Here is a 17,503-nt window from a genome sequence, read left to right as displayed (position 1 = left end):
TCAGGCGGCCGCCTCCGGGCCCTGGAAGGTGCGCCGGTAGGCGTTCGGGGTGGTGCCCACCGCCCGCAGGAACTGGTGACGCAGCGCTGCCGCGGTGCCGAACCCGGCGCGGCCCGCGATCGCGTCCACCGTCTCGTCCGTCGCCTCCAGCATCCGCTGGGCCAGCAGCACCCGCTGGCGCAGGATCCAGCGGTAGGGAGTCGTCCCCGTCTCCTGCTGGAAGCGGCGGGCGAAGGTGCGCGGGGACATGTGGGCGCGCTCGGCGAGCTGCTCGACGCTGACCTCCTCGTCGAGGTGCTGCTCCATCCACACGAGCACCTCGCCGACGGTGTCGCACTTGGACCGGGGCAGCGGCCGCTCGATGTACTGCGCCTGTCCGCCGTCCCGGTGCGGCGGTACGACCATCCGCCGGGCGATCTTGTTGGCGACCTCGGGGCCCTGCTCCTTGCGCACGATGTGCAGACAGGCGTCGATGCCGGCGGCGGTGCCCGCGGAGGTGATCACCGGGTCCTCGTCGACGTACAGGACGTCCGGCTCGACCGTCAGCCGCGGATACGCGCGCGCCAGCTCCTCCGCGTGGTGCCAGTGCACGGTGCAGCGCCTGCCGTCGAGCAGTCCGGCGGCGGCGAGCACGAAGACGCCGGAGCACACGCTGAGCACCCGGGCCCCGCGGCCGACCGCGCTGCGCAGGGCCTCCAGCAGCTCGGGAGGGAAGTCCCGGGTCTCGTAGCAGGCGCCGGCCGGGACGGCGATCAGGTCGGCCGACTCCAGCCGCTCCAGCCCGTGCTCGACGTGCAGGGAGAAACCGGACCGCGAGGACAGCCTGGGGCCCTCGGCCGAGGCGACCGCGAAGTCGTACACGGGCAGTCCGTCGTCGCTGCGGTCGGTCCCGAAGACCTCGCAGACGACGCCGAGCTCGAATGGGTTCACGCCGTCCAGGACGACGGCGGCCACGTTCTTCAGCATGCTGCCAGTGTGCCTCAGGACTGGCAGTAAATCGAGGGTGTGCGGCAGTCCTGCCACTGTTTGTCAGGAGTCAACGGCGCGACAGTAGTGACATGACTTCAGCACAGACAGAAGGACTGATCGCCATGCTGACTGTTCTCGCCATCCTCATCCTGCTGGTCCTCCCGTCCCTGATCGGAATCGCCCACGACCGCCGCATCGACCGGCAGATCCGCGAAGCCCAACGGGCCCACCGGGAAACCGACGGGCAGCTCCCCAAGGCGCTGCGCCCCGCGCGGCAGCGCTACTTCACCAGCACGGTGACCCACCACTCCTGAATGCCCTTGCACGAGACCCGGACGGTGTCGGTGGCACACAGCGGACGTGAGGAACTGAGCCGCACCGCGCCCGCCGACACCGCCTTGTACGCGGCGTTCGCGTCACCCGGCAGCAGGACGATCCCGCTGTTCGTGGCCTCCAGGCCACTGCCCTGGACGGCGACCGGCTGCCACGGGCGGCCCTTGGTCCCGTCCAGGCCGACCCGGACCGTGTCCCCGACGGCCAGGCAGACCGTGTCCCCGCTGTCGGCCGCGTCGAGCCCGGATCCGGAGGCGCAGCCGGGTGAGGGCTCGGCGGAGGGTGCGGCGGACGACGGCGACGGTGACGGTGACACGGTGCCGCTGCCGGCGCCCCCGTCGCTGCCGGCCTGGCTGCCGCAGCCCGCGGTCGCGAGCAGCAGTGTCAGTGCCGCGAGGGCGAGGGTCGTGTGATGGTTCGTACGGGTCATGAGGGCCTCCTGTTCCCCTTGGACGTATGACCCGTACACCTGGATCCAGGCCGGGCCCCGGTCGCGAAAGCGGCGACCGGGGCCCGGGGTCGTGCGGGGGACGTCAGCTGGTCGTCACGGCGGTGTCGTCGAGGACGAAGCTGGTCTGGAGCGAGGAGTCCTCGACACCGCTGAACTTCAGGGCGACGGTGGAGCCGGCGTACGAGGACAGGTCGATGGACTTCTGGACGTAGCCGGAAGCCGCGTTGACGTTGGAGTAGGTGGCCAGGGTGGTCGAACCGGCGGTGACCGTCAGCTTGTCGTAGGCGGTGCTGCCGGTCTCCGCGGTGTCGATGTGCAGGTAGAAGGTGAAGGTGGCCTTGCAGCCGCTCGGCACGGTCACCGACTGGGACAGGGTGTCGGTGTGCGCGGAGCCGTACCCGTCCAGCCAGGCGTAGTACGAACCGGCGTGTGCCGCCTCGCTGCTGGAGTTGGTGATGACACCGCTGGAGGAGGTCCAGGTGGTGCTGCCCGACTCGAAGCCCGGGTTGCCGAGCAGTTGGGACGAGGTGCAGGTGCTGCTGCTGGAACCGACCGTCCAGGTGAAGGACGTCGAGCCGGAGGCGCCGGTCGAGTCGCTCGCGGTGACGGTGACCTGGTAGGTGCCCGCGGTGGACGCCGTACCGGAGATCTTGCCGGTGGAGCTGCTGATCGACAGGCCGGTCGGCAGGCCGCTCGCGCTGTAGGTGAGGGTCGCGCCCGCGCTGTCGGTCGCGCTGATCTGCAGGCTGGCCGTGCCGCCGGTCGTCGTGGACTGGCTGCCCGGGTTGGTGACCGTCACGGTGTTGCCGGTGCTGGTGCCCGCGGTGAAGGCGGTGGTGCCGTTGGGGGTGCCCCAGCCGGTCGGGCCGTCGTAGCCGGTGGCCGCGGTGCAGAAGTACGAGGTGGAGCAGGAGCCGTTGTTGCCGCTGGTGACGTCGTACAGGTTGCTGGTGTGGCTGTAGGGGTACTTCGCCGGGTAGTCGCTGGAGCCCGGGGTGCCCGCCAGTGCGTACACGCCCGCGATGATCGGCGACGAGGCGCTCGTGCCGCCGTAGACGGCCCAGCCCGAACCGCCGTAGGTGTCGTACACGGCCACGCCGGTGGCGGGGTCGGCGACGGCGGAGACGTCGGCCTCCATGCGCTTGGTGCAGCCGGTGTCGGTCTGCCAGCTCGGCTTGGGGTCGTAGGCCGAGCAGCCGGAGCCGGTGCCCTCGGTGGAGCTGGTCTTCCACACGGACTCGGTCCAGCCGCGGGAGTTGGAGGACGTGGACAGGGCCGTGCCGCCGACCGCGGTCACGTACTGGGAGGTCGCCGGGTACTCGGCGCCGTAGGCGGAGTCACCGGAGGAGACGGTGATCGCGACACCCGGGTGCTTGAAGTACGAGGTGTCCTCGCTGGTCTGGGAGGAGGCCTCGGAGCCGCCCCAGCTGTTGGACACGAACTTGGCGCCGAGCGCGACGGCCTCGTTCTCGGCGATGCCGAGGTCGGAGTCGTTCGCGGAGTTGGCCTCGACGAGGATGATGTTGCAGTTCGGGCAGACGGCGCTGACCATGTCGATGTCGAGCGCTTCCTCGCCGGCCCACCCGGTGTCGTTGGTCGGCAGCGAGGTGGTGGAACCGGTCTGGCTGACCTGCTTGAAGCATCCGTTGGCGACCGTGCACGCCGACAGGCCGTAGGTCGAGCGGTAGGTCGCCAGGTCGGCGGCCGCGTTGGGGTCGTTGTACGCGTCGACCACGGCGACGGTCAGGCCCGTGCCGCCCGTCGAGGGCAGGTTGTAGGCACTGTGCAGGTTGGCCGGGCTGAGCCCGGAGGGGGTGGCTGCGGCGACCGCGGACGCCAGCCGTTGCTTGATGTCGGTCCGGCGCTGGGCGAAACAGGACGCGTGACCGGGGGCAGCGGTGGCACACAGGTGCGTGGTCGGCACCTTCTGGCCGGCCTTGCCGGTCGAGTGGAACGTCTGGCGGCCGGGGGAGGTGAGCGCCGTGGAGTTCTGGGCGACGCGGGAGGTGTGCGCGGCGGCGGGCGCTGCCTGCGCCGGCACCGCGACGAGCCCCGCGAGGCTCAGGGCGAGGGCGGGTATGGCGGCGGTCAGGAGTCTTCGCAGGGTCCGTCCGGACGTACCGGTGCGTGTCTGAAGCATGGGGTACTGCCTCCGTCGTTGGAGTGGGGTTCTCGACGCGGGTGGCAGGCCTTTGACGCGCGTAGCGGCGGCGGTGCGCGATGCCGTCATGGGCATGACACTTCTACCGTCCTGTGCATGCGATGTGTGGACATGACAGGACGGCCAGAACGTAACCGGGCCGGACGAGACCGGAACAGATGCCTCAGCAGAACTTTGCCGCCCCATAGGAGGTCCATGGACGGCCGATGGAGGGCCCGTTGCCGTTGGCAGGCGCCCCGCGCCCGGTTTCGTGGACCGGACCCGGGGCGACCCCGGCTACCGCCGCCGGCTCAGAAGTCCTCGTCGAGATCCACCGTGCCCTCGACCGCCACCTGGTAGGCGGACGGACGCCGTTCGAAGAAGTTGGTCAGCTCCTGGACGCCCTGGAGTTCCATGAAGGAGAAGGGGTTCTCCGAGCCGTACACAGGGGCGAACCCGAGGCGGGTCAGGCGCTGGTCGGCGACGCACTCCAGGTACTGCCGCATCGACTCGGTGTTCATACCGGGCAGACCCTCGCCGCACAGGTCACGGGCGAACTGGAGCTCCGCCTCGACGGCCTCCGCCAGCATGGCGGTGACCTCCTCCCGGAGCCGGTCGTCGAACAGCTCCGGCTCCTCCTTGCGGACGGTGTCGACCACCTCGAAGGCGAACGACATGTGCATGGTCTCGTCGCGGAACACCCAGTTGGTGCCGGTCGCGAGGCCGTGCAGCAGACCCCGGCTGCGGAACCAGTAGACGTAGGCGAAGGCGCCGTAGAAGAAGAGGCCCTCGATGCACGCGGCGAAGCAGATCAGGTTGAGCAGGAAGCGGCGGCGGTCGGCCCGGGTCTCCAGCCGCTCCAGCTTCTCCACCTCGTTGATCCACTTGAAGCAGAACCCGGCCTTCTCGCGGATGGAGGGGATGTTCTCGACGGCGTCGAAGGCCGCCGCCCTGTCCTGCGGATCGGGGAGGTAGGTGTCCAGGAGCGTCAGATAGAACTGGACGTGGACGGCCTCCTCGAAGAGCTGGCGACTCAGATACAGCCGCGCCTCGGGGGAGTTGATGTGCTTGTAGAGGGTCAGCACCAGGTTGTTGGCCACGATCGAGTCGCCCGTCGCGAAGAACGCGACCAGCCGGCCGATCATGTGCTGCTCGCCCTCGGACAGCTTCGCGAGGTCGGAGACGTCCGAGTGGAGGTCGACCTCCTCGACGGTCCAGGTGTTCTTGATGGCGTCCCGGTAGCGCTCGTAGAAGTCCGGGTAGCGCATGGGGCGGAGGGTCAGCTCGAAGCCCGGGTCGAGAAGGTTCTTCTCGGTCTTCTCAGGTGCGGTGGTCATTACTGGCAGGCCTCGCAGGACTCGGGGTTTTCCAGGGAGCAGGCGACGGCGTCGGGCTCGGCGACCTGCTGGACGGGGACGGTCGCCTGGGCCGCGCGGGCGATACGGGTCGCCGGGCGCGAGCGCAGGTAGTACGTCGTCTTCAGGCCCGACTTCCAGGCGTACGCGTACATCGAGGAGAGCTTGCCGATGGTCGGCGTCTCCAGGAACAGGTTCAGCGACTGGGACTGGTCGAGGAACGGGGTCCGCGCCGCCGCCATGTCGATCAGTCCGCGCTGCGGGATCTCCCACGCCGTGCGGTACAACGCCCGTACGTCCTCGGGGATCCACGCGAAGTCCTGCACCGAACCGTTGGAGTCGCGCAGCGCCTCACGGGTGCGGGCGTCCCACACGCCGAGGTCCTTGAGCTCCTGCACCAGATACGAGTTGACCTGGAGGAACTCACCGGACAGCGTTTCGCGCTTGAACAGGTTGGAGACCTGCGGCTCGATGCACTCGTAGACACCGGCGATCGAGGCGATCGTGGCGGTGGGCGCGATGGCGAGGAGCAGGGAGTTGCGCAGTCCGGTGGCGGCGATACGGCCGCGCAGGGCCGCCCACCGCTCCGGCCAGGTCAGTTCGGCGTCCGGGAAGTGGTCGGGGTGCAGCACGCCTTGGGCGGTACGGGTCTTCTCCCAGGCCGGCAACGGGCCGTTGCGCTCGGCGAGGTCGGTGGAGGCCTCGTAGGCGGCGAGCATGATGCGCTCGGCGATGCGGGTCGACAGAGCCTTGGCCTCGGGCGAGTCGAACGGGACCCGCAGCTTGAAGAAGACGTCCTGGAGACCCATCGCACCGAGGCCGACGGGACGCCACTTGGCGTTGGACCGCCCGGCCTGCTCGGTCGGGTAGAAGTTGATGTCGACGACCCGGTCCAGGAAGGTCACGGCGGTGCGGACGGTGGCGTCCAGCCGCTCCCAGTCGATGTCACCGGTCGCCGTGTCGACGAACGCGCCGAGGTTCACGGACCCCAGGTTGCAGACCGCCGTCTCCCCGTCGTCCGTGACCTCCAGGATCTCCGTGCAGAGGTTGGAGGAGTGGACGACATGGCCCGGGGTGGCCGTCTGGTTGGCGGTGCGGTTGGCGGCGTCCTTGAAGGTCATCCAGCCGTTGCCGGTCTGCGCGAGGGTGCGCATCATGCGGCCGTAGAGGTCACGGGCGGGGATGGTCTTCTTCGCGAGCCCCTTTTGTTCGGCCGCGCGGTACGCCGCGTCGAACTCCTCGCCCCACAGGTCGACCAGCTCGGGCACGTCGGCGGGGGAGAACAGCGACCACGGGGCATCGGCGTTGACCCGGCGCATGAACTCGTCCGGGATCCAGTGCGCGAGGTTCAGGTTGTGCGTACGGCGGGCGTCCTCACCGGTGTTGTCGCGCAGCTCCAGGAACTCCTCGATGTCGGAGTGCCAGGTCTCCAGGTAGACCGCGGCCGCGCCCTTGCGCCGGCCGCCCTGGTTCACGGCGGCGACCGAGGCGTCGAGGGTCTTCAGGAACGGGACGATGCCGTTGGAGTGCCCGTTGGTGCCGCGGATCAGTGAACCGCGGCTGCGGATGCGGGAGTACGACAGCCCGATGCCACCGGCGTGCTTCGAGAGCCGGGCGACCTGGTGGTAGCGGTCGTAGATGGAGTCCAGCTCGTCGACCGGGGAGTCGAGGAGGTAGCAGGACGACATCTGGGGGTGCCGGGTGCCGGAGTTGAAGAGGGTGGGGGAGGAGGGGAGGTAGTCGAGGCGGCTCATGAGCGCGTAGAGCGCGGCGACCTCGTCCAGCGCGCGGCGAGTGTCGTCCTCGGCGAGACCTGAGGCCACCCGGAGCATGAAGTGCTGGGGCGTCTCGATGACCTTGCGGGTGATCGGGTGCCTCAGGAGGTAGCGGCTGTGGAGGGTGCGCAGGCCGAAGTAGCCGAAGCGGTCGTCGGCTTCGGTGTCGACCAGGGCGTCGAGGCGCTCGGCGTGGACCCGCGCGAACTCGGCGGTCCGGTCGGCGATCAGGCCCTCGCGGTGTCCGACGGCGACCGATCCGGTGAACGAGGTGACGCCCTGCGAGGCGGCCTCGGCGGCGATGGAGACGGTCAGCAGCCGGGCGGCCAGCCTGCTGTACGCCGGGTCCTCGGAGATGAGGCCGGCCGCCGCCTCGGTGGCCAGCTCGCGCAACTCCGACGCGTCGGCCCGCGCGGACCGGCCGCGCAGCGCGGCGGCGGCGACCCGGCCGGGGTCGGCGTCGGGAAGGTCGGCGGTCAGCGCGGTCAGGGTCCGCAGCAACGCGGCTCCGGGACCGTCCTCGTCCACCGGGGTGGTCGCTGAAACCGGGTCGGCTGGCGCGATGGTCACGTGGGGCTCTCCCTCGCTGGGCACGGGGGCCTTGCGGAGGGCAGGGGGCAGCACACGAGCGCGCACGGCGTCGCGTCCACCGGCCCATTCCACGAGGCCCGGACGTCATGACACCCGGGCCAGGTGGCCGGGCGTACTGTCGACAGGTCCTCGGACTGACTCTCATATGCGCCTAAGCACGCATGAGTACACCGTTGCGGGACAGTTCCGGATTCGCACCGGATTCCCCTGCGACGACAGCGAGCATGAGCATACATCTTGTGCCGCGTTCCGGTGACACCCCCAGATGTTGTGTCGCGGCCGTTTCGGAGCGTCAACTTCCAGGTGAGGAGAGTGAAGGAGAGCGCACAACGAAGCGGGCCGCCGCAGGTCGTTCTCCGCGGCGGCCCGCCGTGTGTGGTGGTGCCCGGCGGCTCGCGGTTCTCCGCGCGCCTACGGCGTCAGTGCGAGGTTCCCGCTGTCGCGGGCGGGAGTTCCGTCCGGACCCCCGGGTCGCCCGCGTCCGCCGTGTAGTCCTCCGGGCTGGTCTCGTCGACGCCGTCGGGGGCCTTCAGCGCCTTCAGGACGAAGGTGAGGACCACCGTGACGGCGAGGTTCAGGACGAAGGCCGTCAGGCCGATGTAGCCGATCTCGCCGATGCCCGGGATCTCCTTCGCCGAGCCGCCGAAGTGCTTCTGCGTCGGCGAGGCGACCCCGTACGCGGCGGCCGTGCCGTAGACCATGCCGACCGCCCAGCCGGCGAGCAGGGCCCAGCGGTGGAACCAGCGGGTGAACAGGCCGCCGACCAGGGCCGGGAAGGTCTGCAGGATCCAGATGCCGCCCAGCAGCTGGAAGTTGATCGCGACCGTCTTGTCCATGGTCAGGACGAAGATGAGGGCGCCGACCTTCACCAGCAGGGACACCAGCTTGGAGACCTTGGTCTCCTGGGCCGGGGTGGCGTCCGGCTTGATGAAGTCCTTGTAGATGTTGCGGGTGAACAGGTTCGCCGCCGCGATGGACATGATGGCCGCCGGGACCAGGGCGCCGATGCCGATCGCCGCGAAGGCCACGCCCGCGAACCAGTCCGGGAACATGTCCTCGAAGAGCTGCGGGATCGCCAACTGCGGGTTGGTGACCTTGACTCCGGCCGCGATCGCCATGAAGCCCAGCAGGGCGAGCAGGCCCAGCATCAGCGAGTACAGCGGCAGGATCGTGGTGTTGCGGCGGATCACCTCGCGACTCCGGGAGGAGAGCGTCGCGGTGATCGAGTGCGGGTACATGAAGAGCGCCAGCGCGGAGCCCAGCGCCAGCGTGGCGTACGTCCACTGGCCCGCCTCGGCCGGGACCAGCCCGCCCACCTTGGCCGCGGTGTACTTCTCGCTCGCCGAGGCGAAGACGTCGTCGAACCCGCCCAGCTTGATCGGGATGTAGATGATCGCCACCGCGATGACGATGTAGATCAGCGTGTCCTTCACGAACGCGATCAGCGCGGGCGCCCGCAGACCGGAGGAGTACGTGTAGGCCGCGAGGACGCCGAAGGCGATCAGCAGCGGGAGGTCCTTCACGAACCAGTTGGTGTTCTCGCCGCCGCCGACGCCCATCACGTCCAGCACGGCCTGGATGCCGACCAGTTGGAGCGCGATGTACGGCATGGTCGCCAGGATGCCGGTGACCGCCACCGCCAGCGACAGGCCCTTCGAGCCCCAGCGGCCGCGCACGAAGTCCGAGGTCGTCACGTATCCGTGCTTGTGGGAGACCGACCACAGGCGGGGCAGGAAGGTGAAGATCAGCGGGTACACCAGGATCGTGTACGGCACCGCGAAGAAGCCGGCCGCGCCCGCCGCGTAGATCGCCGCCGGGACGGCCACGAAGGTGTACGCCGTGTAGAGGTCACCGCCCAGCAGGAACCAGGTGACCCAGGTGCCGAACGACCGGCCGCCCAGGCCCCATTCGTCGAGGCTCTGTTCGTTCTCGGACTTGCGCCAGCGCGCGGCCAGGAAGCCCATGACCGTGACGGCCAGGAAGAAGATGATGAAGACGGCGAGTGCCACGCCGTTGACGCCGTCGTTCACTTGGCACCCCCGTGCCGGGCACGCTGGTCACGCTGCCACAGCTTGTACGCGGTCATGGTCAGCGCGGTGGAGATCAGCACCCACAGCATCTGGTACCAGTAGAAGAACGGGATGCCGATGAACGTGGGGTCCACCTTGGCGTACGAACCGACCCACAGCATCGCCACGAACGGGGCGACGAGGCACAGGGCGATGACCACGCGCACGGGTGTCACCGTGGGTGGTCTCACTTCAGGCGCATCTGACATTCCGCGACTCCCGTCCCCTCACTGATCATCCGTGCAACGCGCAGGCAATCTAGGCGAGGGCGTCGCGATAGCGAAAGACCTCGTCCGCGTATCGGTATGTCGATTCTGTGAAACACGGAGGGAACGGGCGCCCGGTCCGCCCGGTCAGTCCAGCGGTCGCTTCAGCCGCGCCACGAACTTGTACCGGTCCCCCCGGTACACCGACCGTACCCACTCCACCGGTTCGCCCTTCCTGTCGAACGAGTGCCGGGACAGCATCAGCATCGGCAGGCCCACGTCGGTACCGAGGAGACCGGCCTCGCGCGGGGTGGCCAGGGAGGTCTCGATGGTCTCCTCGGCCTCGGCGAGGTGGACGTCGTAGACCTCGGCGAGCGCCGTGTAGAGGGACGTGTACTTGACGAGCGACCTGCGCAGGGCCGGGAAGCGCTTGGCGGACAGGTGGGTCGTCTCGATGGCCATCGGCTCGGCGTTGGCCATGCGCAGCCGCTCGATGCGCAGCACCCGGCCGCCGGCCGTGATGTCGAGGAGCTCGGCGAGACGGTCGTCGGCGGTGATGTAGCCGATGTCCAGGAGCTGCGAGGTGGGTTCGAGACCCTGCGCGCGCATGTCCTCCGTGTAGGAGGTGAGTTGCAGTGCCTGCGAGACCTTCGGCTTGGCGACGAACGTGCCCTTGCCCTGGATGCGCTCCAGGCGTCCCTCGACCACCAGCTCCTGGAGCGCCTGGCGCACGGTGGTGCGGGAGGTGTCGAACTCGGCGGCGAGGGTGCGCTCGGGCGGTACCGGGGTGCCGGGCGACTGGGTCTCCGTCATGTCGAGCAGGTGCTTCTTCAGGCGGTAGTACTTGGGCACACGCGCGGTCCGGACGCCTGCCCCGCCCTCGGTCTCCGCACTGCTGACGTCGCTGCTCATGGTCTGCCTTCCCGGCTCCGGATGCGGGTCACATCGTGATCCCTTCTGTATACCGTCGCCGCCTCTTTTGGTCTAGTCCACGAAGGTGAGTGGTCTAGCGGACGAGAGTACTCCGGCCCCGCTGTTTTCGCTGCCTTCTTACTTAAAGGTTCCTGTTTATGTAGCTCGCATAACGGCTGGTCAGAGCCGTTTCGGACCCTCTTGACAGGCTTCCTGGTCTGGTCCAAGCTCCCCCTACTGGTCTACACCATTGGTCCAGGTCCCGGCCCATGGGCGGGAGGTGTGGGGCATCCCTGAGGAGGGTGGCGTGAAGCGCAAGCTGATATTCGCGATCGGTGTCGCGGGCATGATGGTCTCGGTCGCCGCGTGTGGGGGCGGCGACAGCGGAAGTTCGGACAACAGCGGCGCGGACGCCAAGGAGCTGACCGTCTGGCTCACCGTCGACGCCCAGAACAACTGGCCCGCGCTGGTCAAGGCCGCGGACGCCGCGGTGGTGAAGAAGCACCCCGGCATCAAGATCAAGCACGAGTACTACGGCTGGCCCGACAAGAACACCAAGCTCGACGCGGTCCTCGCCACCGACAAGGCCCCCGACGTGGTCGAGATGGGCAACACCGAGATGCTCGGCTACATGGTCAAGGGCGCCTTCGCCCCCCTCGACGCCGCCAAGTTCACCAACTCGGACGCCTGGCTGGACGGACTCAAGGCCTCGGTGACCTACGACGGCAAGACCTACGGCGTGCCCTACTACGCCGGTGGCCGCGTCGCCAACTGGCGGGGGGACCTCTTCGCCTCGGCCGGCGTCAAGTCCACGCCGAAGACGTACGCCGAGCTCACCGCCGCCCTCGACAAGGTCCAGAAGAAGGAGGGCGACAAGTTCTCCGCCTGGTACCAGCCCACCCGCGACTGGTACGCGGCCATGTCCTTCGTCTACGACGCCGGCGGCGCCATCGCCACCGAGTCGGGGGGCCAGTGGAAGGGCAGCCTCTCCTCGCCCGAGTCCATCAAGGGCCTCACCGAGTTCAAGAACGTCATCGACAAGTACATGCACGGTGACAAGACCAAGGACGAGTCCGACCGCTACATCGTCTACGGCCAGGGCAAGTCCGGCATGATCTTCGCCCCGGCGTGGGAGGGCGCGACCGCCGCGACGAAGGAGAACGACAAGACCGGCAAGCTCGCCGGCCACGTCGAGAACTTCGTGATGCCCGGCCCGTCCGGCAAGAACATGCCCGTCTTCCTGGGCGGTTCGGACCTCGCCGTCCCGGTCAAGTCCAAGGCCCAGGCGGTCGCCGCCGAGTGGATCAACGCCTTCACCGGTCCCGCCGGCCAGAAGGGCCTGATCGCCAAGGGCAACCTGCCCAACAACAAGACCGACCTCGCCACCCTGAAGAACGACCCGGCGACCGCGGTCCCGGCCACCGCGGCCGAGTCCAACTGGTTCGTCCCGATGGCGCCGGGCTGGGGCCAGGTCGAGAAGGCGCAGGTCCTGCAGACCATGCTGCAGAGCATCGGCACGGGCAAGAAGTCGATCGAGGCGGCGGCCAAGGATGCCGACGCGGCGATCGACAAGGTCATCAACACCAAGTGACCCAGGGCAGGGCCCCGTTGAATCCGACGGGGCCCTGCTTCCCGTACAGCCGATGCGGGTCCCGATCCCGGCGCCGGTGGTACGGGTCCGATCCCCGTGCCGGTGGTACGGGTCCGATCCCCGTGCCGGTGGTGCGGACCTGATCCCCGTGCCGGTGGTGCGGGCGGGCCCGACCTCCGCGCCGGTGGTGCGGATCCTGACCCCCGCGGTCACCCGTGCGGGGCCCTGCTTCCCGCCCCGCCCCGTGCGGGGTTCGACCCCCGGACCACCTGCACGAGCTTCGGCCCCGTGCGCCGTGTGCGGGCTTCGACTCCGCACGACCCGTGCGGGCCTCTACCCCGCACGGCCAGTGCGGGCTTCGGTCCCCGCCCGGCCGGTGCGGGCTTCGGGCCCCGTACGACCAGTGCGGGCTTCGGCCCCGGCCCACCTGTGCGGGTCCGACTCCCGTACGGCCTGTGCGGGTTCGAGTCCCGTACGGCCATGCGGGTCCGACCCCCGTACGGCCGGTGCGGGGCCTGACCCCGTCTCACCCATGCGGGGCCCGGCCCCGTTCGGCCCATGCGGGCCCCGACTCCGCACGACCCGTGCGGGCTTCGCTTCCGTACGACCAGAAGGATCGCTGAGGAGCGCGCGATGAGTGCCGCAGACACGACCACCCCCGCCAAGGCGCCGCCGCCGACAGCCGTACCGCCGCCGCCCCCGCCCGCGCCGCCGAGCAGAAAGCGCGGCTTCAGCGGCACTCCCTGGCTGCTGCTCGCCCCCTGTCTGCTCGTCCTCGCCCTGGTCATGGGCTATCCGCTGGTCCGCCTGGTCACGCTGTCCTTCCAGAAGTTCGGCCAGTCCCAGCTGTGGGGCTTCCTGCCCGCCCAGTGGGTCGGCTTCGACAACTTCACGGGCGTGCTGAACGACGGCGAGTTCTGGGCGGTCGTCGTACGGACCATCGTCTTCGCCGCCGGCTGCGTGATCTTCACGATGGTCTCCGGCATGCTCGTCGCCCTGCTGCTCCAACGGGTCTCCGGCTGGGTGAAGACCCTGGTCAACGTCGCACTGGTGGCCAGCTGGGGTATGCCGATCATCGTCGCCACCACCGTCTTCAAGTGGCTGTTCGACGCGGACTACGGCGTCCTCAACGCACTGCTGAGCAAACTGCCCGGCGTCGACATGATCGGCCACAACTGGTTCGCGAGCGGCCCCCAGGGCCTGGCCGTGATCATGCTCCTGGTGGTCTGGGGCGCCGTGCCCTTCGTCGTGATCACCCTCAGCGCCGGGCTCACCCAGGTCCCGGCCGAACTGGAGGAGGCGGCCCGGCTGGACGGCGCGGGCGCCTGGGGCGTGTTCCGGTACGTCACCCTGCCGATCCTCAAGCCGATCATCGTGATGCTCACGACCCTCTCGGTCATCTGGGACATGGGCGTCTTCCCCCAGGTCTTCGTCATGCGCAACGGCCACCCGGAAGCGGAGTTCCAGCTCCTGACCACCTACTCCTACGACCGGGCCTTCGTGGTCAACGACTACGGCCAGGGCTCGGCTATCGCGCTCATCACCGTGCTGCTGCTGCTCGGTGTGGTCGCCGTCTACATGCGCCAGATGCTGAAGATCGGAGAGGTCGAATGAGCACGCTCGCTCCCGGGACGCCCCGCAGGTCGAAGTCCGGCTGGAACCTCCTCGGTCTCCTCGTCTTCCTCGCCGCCGGCTTCCCCGTCTACTGGATGGTGAACACGGCGTTCAAGCCCGCCAAGGACGCCATCGACCCGGACCCGAGCCTGCTGCCGACCGGCCTCACGCTCGACAACTTCCGGCGCGCGCTCGACATCGCCGACTTCTGGGGCCCGGTCGGCCGCAGCCTCATCGTGTCCCTGTCGGTCGTGGCGATCGGCATCGTGGTGGGCACGCTGGCCGCGCTCGCCATCTCCCGCTTCGACTTCCGCGGCCGCAAGGTCGTGATCGTGGCCATCCTGGCGGTCCAGATGGTCCCCCTGGTCGCGATGATCATCCCGGTCTTCCTGCTGCTCAACGACCTCGACCAGTACGACAAGCTGTCGGGCCTGATCATCACGTACCTGACCTTCATCCTGCCCTTCACGGTGTGGACGCTGCGCGGCTTCATCGTCAACATCCCGAAGGAACTGGAGGAGGCGGCGATGGTGGACGGCTGCTCCCGCACCGGCGCCTTCATCCGCGTGGTCTTCCCGCTGCTCGCCCCCGGCATGGTCGCCACCTCGGTCTACGGGTTCATCCTGGCCTGGAACGAGTACCTGTACGCCCTCATGCTGCTCAGCCAGGAGCACCAGACCGCGACCGTCTGGCTCGGTAACTTCACCACCAAACACGGCACCGAATACGCCCCGATGATGGCCGGTTCCACCATGATGGCCGTGCCGATCGTGATCCTCTTCCTCCTCGTCCAGCGCAAGATGGCCGCGGGCCTCACCGCGGGCGCCGTGAAGGGATAACGCCCCCGATGACGACAATCGCCAGCGGTACCGCTGGGCCCAATGCGAAAGACGTGCTCACGCGGGACGCCCTGACCGTCCTCCAGCCCGGCTTCACCGGCACCACCGCCCCCGACTGGGTGCTGCGGCGCCTCGGTGAAGGGCTGGCCTCGGTCGGCCTGTTCGGCCGCAACATCGCCTCACCGGAACAACTGGCCGTCCTGACGGCACAGTTGCGTGCCGAGCGCGACGACGTCCTGGTCGCGATCGACGAGGAGGGCGGTGACGTCACCCGCCTGGAGGTGCGGACCGGCTCGTCCTTCCCCGGCAACCACGCCCTGGGCGCGGTGGACGACGCGGAGCTGACGAGGCAGGTGGCCGCCGAGCTGGGGCGCCGTCTCGTGGCCTGCGGGGTCAACCTCAACTGGGCCCCGTCGGCCGACGTGAACTCCAACCCGGCCAACCCGGTCATCGGCGTCCGCTCCTTCGGTGCCTCCACCGAACTGGTCGCCCGCCACACCGCCGCCTATGTCACCGGCCTCCAGTCGGCGGGCGTGGCCGCCTGCACCAAGCACTTCCCGGGCCACGGCGACACCGCCGTCGACTCCCACCACGCGCTTCCCCGCATCGACGTGGACGCGTCCCTGCTCGGCTCGCGGGAACTCGCCCCGTTCCGCGCGGCCATCGCCGCCGGCACCCGGGCCGTGATGACCGCCCACATCCTGGTCCCGGCCCTGGACCCGGACCGCCCGGCGACACTGTCCCACGGCGTCCTGACCGATCTGCTCCGCGGCGAACTCGGCTACACCGGCCTCATCGTGACCGACGGCATGGAGATGCAGGCCATCGCCGGGACCTACGGCATCGAGCGCGGCAGTGTCCTGGCCGTGGCCGCCGGCGCCGACGCGATCTGCGTGGGCGGCGGCCTGGCCGACGACGAGACGGTACGGCGTCTGCGGGACGCCCTGGTCTCGGCGGTCCGCTCGGGCGAACTCCCCGAGGAGCGCCTGGCCGACGCCGCCGAACGGGTCCGTGTCCTGGCCCGCTGGACGGCGGCGGGTGCGGCCGACCCGCGGATTCCGGCCGACGACGAGGTGGGACTGCGCGCGGCCCGCAGGGCGTTGCGCATCACCGGCGCGGACGGCTTCACCCCCCTCACATCGGCGCCCTACGTCGCGGCCTTCACCCCGATGGCCAACGTGGCCGTCGGCGACGAAACACCCTGGGGCGTCGCCGCCGAACTCGCCGGTCTGCTCCCCGGCACGGAAACGGGCAGTTTCGCAGGCGAGGACGCCGGCCTCGCCACCCTGGCCGCGGCCGGCCCCCGCCGCATCGTGGCCGTGGTCCGCGACGAACACCGTCACCCCTGGATGGGGAGGGCCCTGGACACCGTCCTCAGGACCCGCCCCGACACCATCGTGATCGAAATGGGTCTGCCCCAGGCCCCCGCCCGAGGAGCTCTGCACATCGCGACCCACGGCGCCGCCCGGGTCTGCGGCAGAGCGGCCGCGGAGGTCATCGCGGGGGAGTAGTGGTTACGACAGGAAAGGCGCCGGTCCCTGTCCGGGGAAGCGGCGCCTTTCGTGCCTTTGGGGGCGCGGGGAACTGCGCGATCAGCCACGACGAACCCGCGCCCGGCAAGGCACAGAACCCGGCAGACGAGACTCCTAAATCCCCTGCCAGTCAGGCTTGTTGACAAACGTGTGCCGGAAGTAGTCCGCCAGCTTCAGCTTGGACGCGGCCGCCTCGTCCACGACCACCGTCGCATGCGGATGCAACTGCAACGCCGACGCAGGACACACCGCAGCAACCGGCCCCTCGACAGTCGCCGCCACCGCATCCGCCTTCCCCTCGCCCGTGGCGAGGAGCACCAGATGCCGGGCCTCCAGGATCGTGCCGATCCCCTGCGTGATCACGTGATGCGGCACCTGCTCGATGTCCCCGTCGAAGAACCGCGCGTTGTCCACCCGGGTCTGCTCCGTCAGCGTCTTGATCCGCGTCCGCGAGGCCAGCGAGGAGCACGGCTCGTTGAAGCCGATGTGCCCGTCCGTCCCGATCCCCAGCAACTGCAGGTCCACGCCCCCGGCCGCCGTCAGCGCCGCGTCGTACGCCGCGCACGCGCCGGGGATGTCCTGTGCCGTCCCGTCCGGGCCCATGAACGCGGCCATCGGTATCCCCAGCGGTTCCAGTACCTCGCGCCGCAGCACCGACCGGTACGACTCGGGATGCTCGGCAGGGAGCCCGACGTACTCGTCGAGCTGGGCTATCCGCGCCCGCTGCACCGCCACGGCACCGGACCGCACCTTCGCCGCCAGCGCTTCGTAGACGGGCAGCGGGGTCGAGCCGGTCGCCACGCCGAGCAGGGCGTCGGGCGTGCGCCGGAGCAGTTGGGCGATGGCCTCGGCGATGAGCTCGCCGCCCGCCTTGGCGTCCGGAACGATGACAACTTCCACGCTGCGCCTGCCGATCTGAGGAAACGGTCTGATCTGGAGGAACGATCTCAACCAGGAGGGCTTGACCGGACCCGGTGCGGCCCATGTGGTTTAGACCAATCTAACAGAATCGGGTGCCCCGGCCCAGGGCTGTGAAGCCATCCGAAACCTGGCCGAAGAGGTCCAGAACCGCCCTGGAGATCATCCCCCTCCCGGAAGGGCGGTTTCCCGCCGGGGGCCGGCCAGG

14 protein-coding genes and 1 riboswitch are annotated in these 17,503 nt (G+C 69.4%); of the genes, 5 read left to right on the top strand and 9 right to left on the bottom strand.

Annotation, left to right across the window (positions count from 1 at the left end; all coding sequences use genetic code 11):
* Window positions 1–966 carry a GlxA family transcriptional regulator gene (locus ACZ48Z_RS30210; protein WP_468739048.1) on the bottom strand — a complete coding sequence of 322 codons (966 nt, stop codon included), beginning with the start codon at window positions 964–966 and terminating at the stop codon, window positions 1–3.
* 92 nt (window positions 967–1,058) lie between these two features.
* Here ACZ48Z_RS30210 and ACZ48Z_RS30205 point away from each other — a divergent pair, with 92 nt between their 5' ends.
* Window positions 1,059–1,283: a hypothetical protein gene (locus tag ACZ48Z_RS30205; protein ID WP_468739047.1), complete on the top strand. Its 225-nt coding sequence runs from the start codon at window positions 1,059–1,061 to the stop codon at window positions 1,281–1,283.
* Here ACZ48Z_RS30205 and ACZ48Z_RS30200 read toward each other — a convergent pair.
* The 7 genes from ACZ48Z_RS30200 to ACZ48Z_RS30170 form a co-directional block, all read right to left on the bottom strand.
* On the bottom strand, window positions 1,250–1,732 hold the full coding sequence (locus ACZ48Z_RS30200; RefSeq protein WP_468739046.1) for a hypothetical protein: 483 nt from the start codon (window positions 1,730–1,732) through the stop codon (window positions 1,250–1,252). The genes ACZ48Z_RS30205 and ACZ48Z_RS30200 overlap by 34 nt on opposite strands.
* A gap of 103 nt (window positions 1,733–1,835) precedes the next feature.
* The gene (locus tag ACZ48Z_RS30195) at window positions 1,836–3,893 is read right to left on the bottom strand and encodes a putative Ig domain-containing protein (protein ID WP_468739045.1); all 2,058 of its coding nucleotides are present in this window, start codon (window positions 3,891–3,893) and stop codon (window positions 1,836–1,838) included.
* 311 nt (window positions 3,894–4,204) lie between these two features.
* Entirely contained in the window at window positions 4,205–5,230 is a 1,026-nt protein-coding gene (locus ACZ48Z_RS30190) for a ribonucleotide-diphosphate reductase subunit beta (protein ID WP_468739044.1), read from the bottom strand.
* Window positions 5,230–7,593, bottom strand: coding sequence for a ribonucleoside-diphosphate reductase subunit alpha (locus ACZ48Z_RS30185; protein WP_468739043.1), 2,364 nt, complete (start codon window positions 7,591–7,593; stop codon window positions 5,230–5,232). The genes ACZ48Z_RS30190 and ACZ48Z_RS30185 overlap by 1 nt, the downstream gene beginning before the upstream one ends.
* Before the next feature lie 124 nt (window positions 7,594–7,717).
* A riboswitch (cobalamin riboswitch) is annotated at window positions 7,718–7,846 on the bottom strand.
* A gap of 187 nt (window positions 7,847–8,033) precedes the next feature.
* On the bottom strand, window positions 8,034–9,644 hold the full coding sequence (gene mctP / locus ACZ48Z_RS30180) for a monocarboxylate uptake permease MctP (protein ID WP_468739042.1): 1,611 nt from the start codon (window positions 9,642–9,644) through the stop codon (window positions 8,034–8,036).
* On the bottom strand, window positions 9,641–9,892 hold the full coding sequence (locus ACZ48Z_RS30175; RefSeq protein WP_389095436.1) for a DUF3311 domain-containing protein: 252 nt from the start codon (window positions 9,890–9,892) through the stop codon (window positions 9,641–9,643). The genes mctP and ACZ48Z_RS30175 overlap by 4 nt, the downstream gene beginning before the upstream one ends.
* Before the next feature lie 144 nt (window positions 9,893–10,036).
* Window positions 10,037–10,801, bottom strand: coding sequence for a GntR family transcriptional regulator (locus tag ACZ48Z_RS30170; RefSeq protein ID WP_328750414.1), 765 nt, complete (start codon window positions 10,799–10,801; stop codon window positions 10,037–10,039).
* Window positions 10,802–11,108: 307 nt separating this feature from the next.
* Between ACZ48Z_RS30170 and ACZ48Z_RS30165 the strand changes: the two genes are divergently transcribed.
* From ACZ48Z_RS30165 to ACZ48Z_RS30150, 4 genes are all read left to right on the top strand, one after another.
* On the top strand, window positions 11,109–12,392 hold the full coding sequence (locus ACZ48Z_RS30165) for an extracellular solute-binding protein (RefSeq protein WP_468739041.1): 1,284 nt from the start codon (window positions 11,109–11,111) through the stop codon (window positions 12,390–12,392).
* A 633-nt stretch (window positions 12,393–13,025) separates the two neighbouring features.
* Window positions 13,026–14,006: a carbohydrate ABC transporter permease gene (locus ACZ48Z_RS30160; protein ID WP_468739040.1), complete on the top strand. Its 981-nt coding sequence runs from the start codon at window positions 13,026–13,028 to the stop codon at window positions 14,004–14,006.
* Window positions 14,003–14,845, top strand: coding sequence for a carbohydrate ABC transporter permease (locus ACZ48Z_RS30155; RefSeq protein ID WP_468739039.1), 843 nt, complete (start codon window positions 14,003–14,005; stop codon window positions 14,843–14,845). Before ACZ48Z_RS30160 ends, ACZ48Z_RS30155 begins: the two co-directional genes overlap by 4 nt.
* Window positions 14,846–14,853: 8 nt before the next feature.
* Window positions 14,854–16,356, top strand: coding sequence for a glycoside hydrolase family 3 protein (locus ACZ48Z_RS30150; RefSeq protein ID WP_468739038.1), 1,503 nt, complete (start codon window positions 14,854–14,856; stop codon window positions 16,354–16,356).
* Between the two features lie 135 nt (window positions 16,357–16,491).
* Here the strand turns inward: ACZ48Z_RS30150 and nagB are convergent, their stop codons facing one another.
* Entirely contained in the window at window positions 16,492–17,277 is a 786-nt protein-coding gene (nagB, locus tag ACZ48Z_RS30145; RefSeq protein WP_468739037.1) for a glucosamine-6-phosphate deaminase, read from the bottom strand.
* Window positions 17,278–17,503: the final 226 nt, after the last annotated feature.

This window comes from Streptomyces sp. NPDC031225 (genome assembly GCF_055570355.1).
The sequence above is the reverse complement of the archived record's forward strand: the minus strand, read 5'-3'. Positions and strand labels throughout refer to the sequence as shown.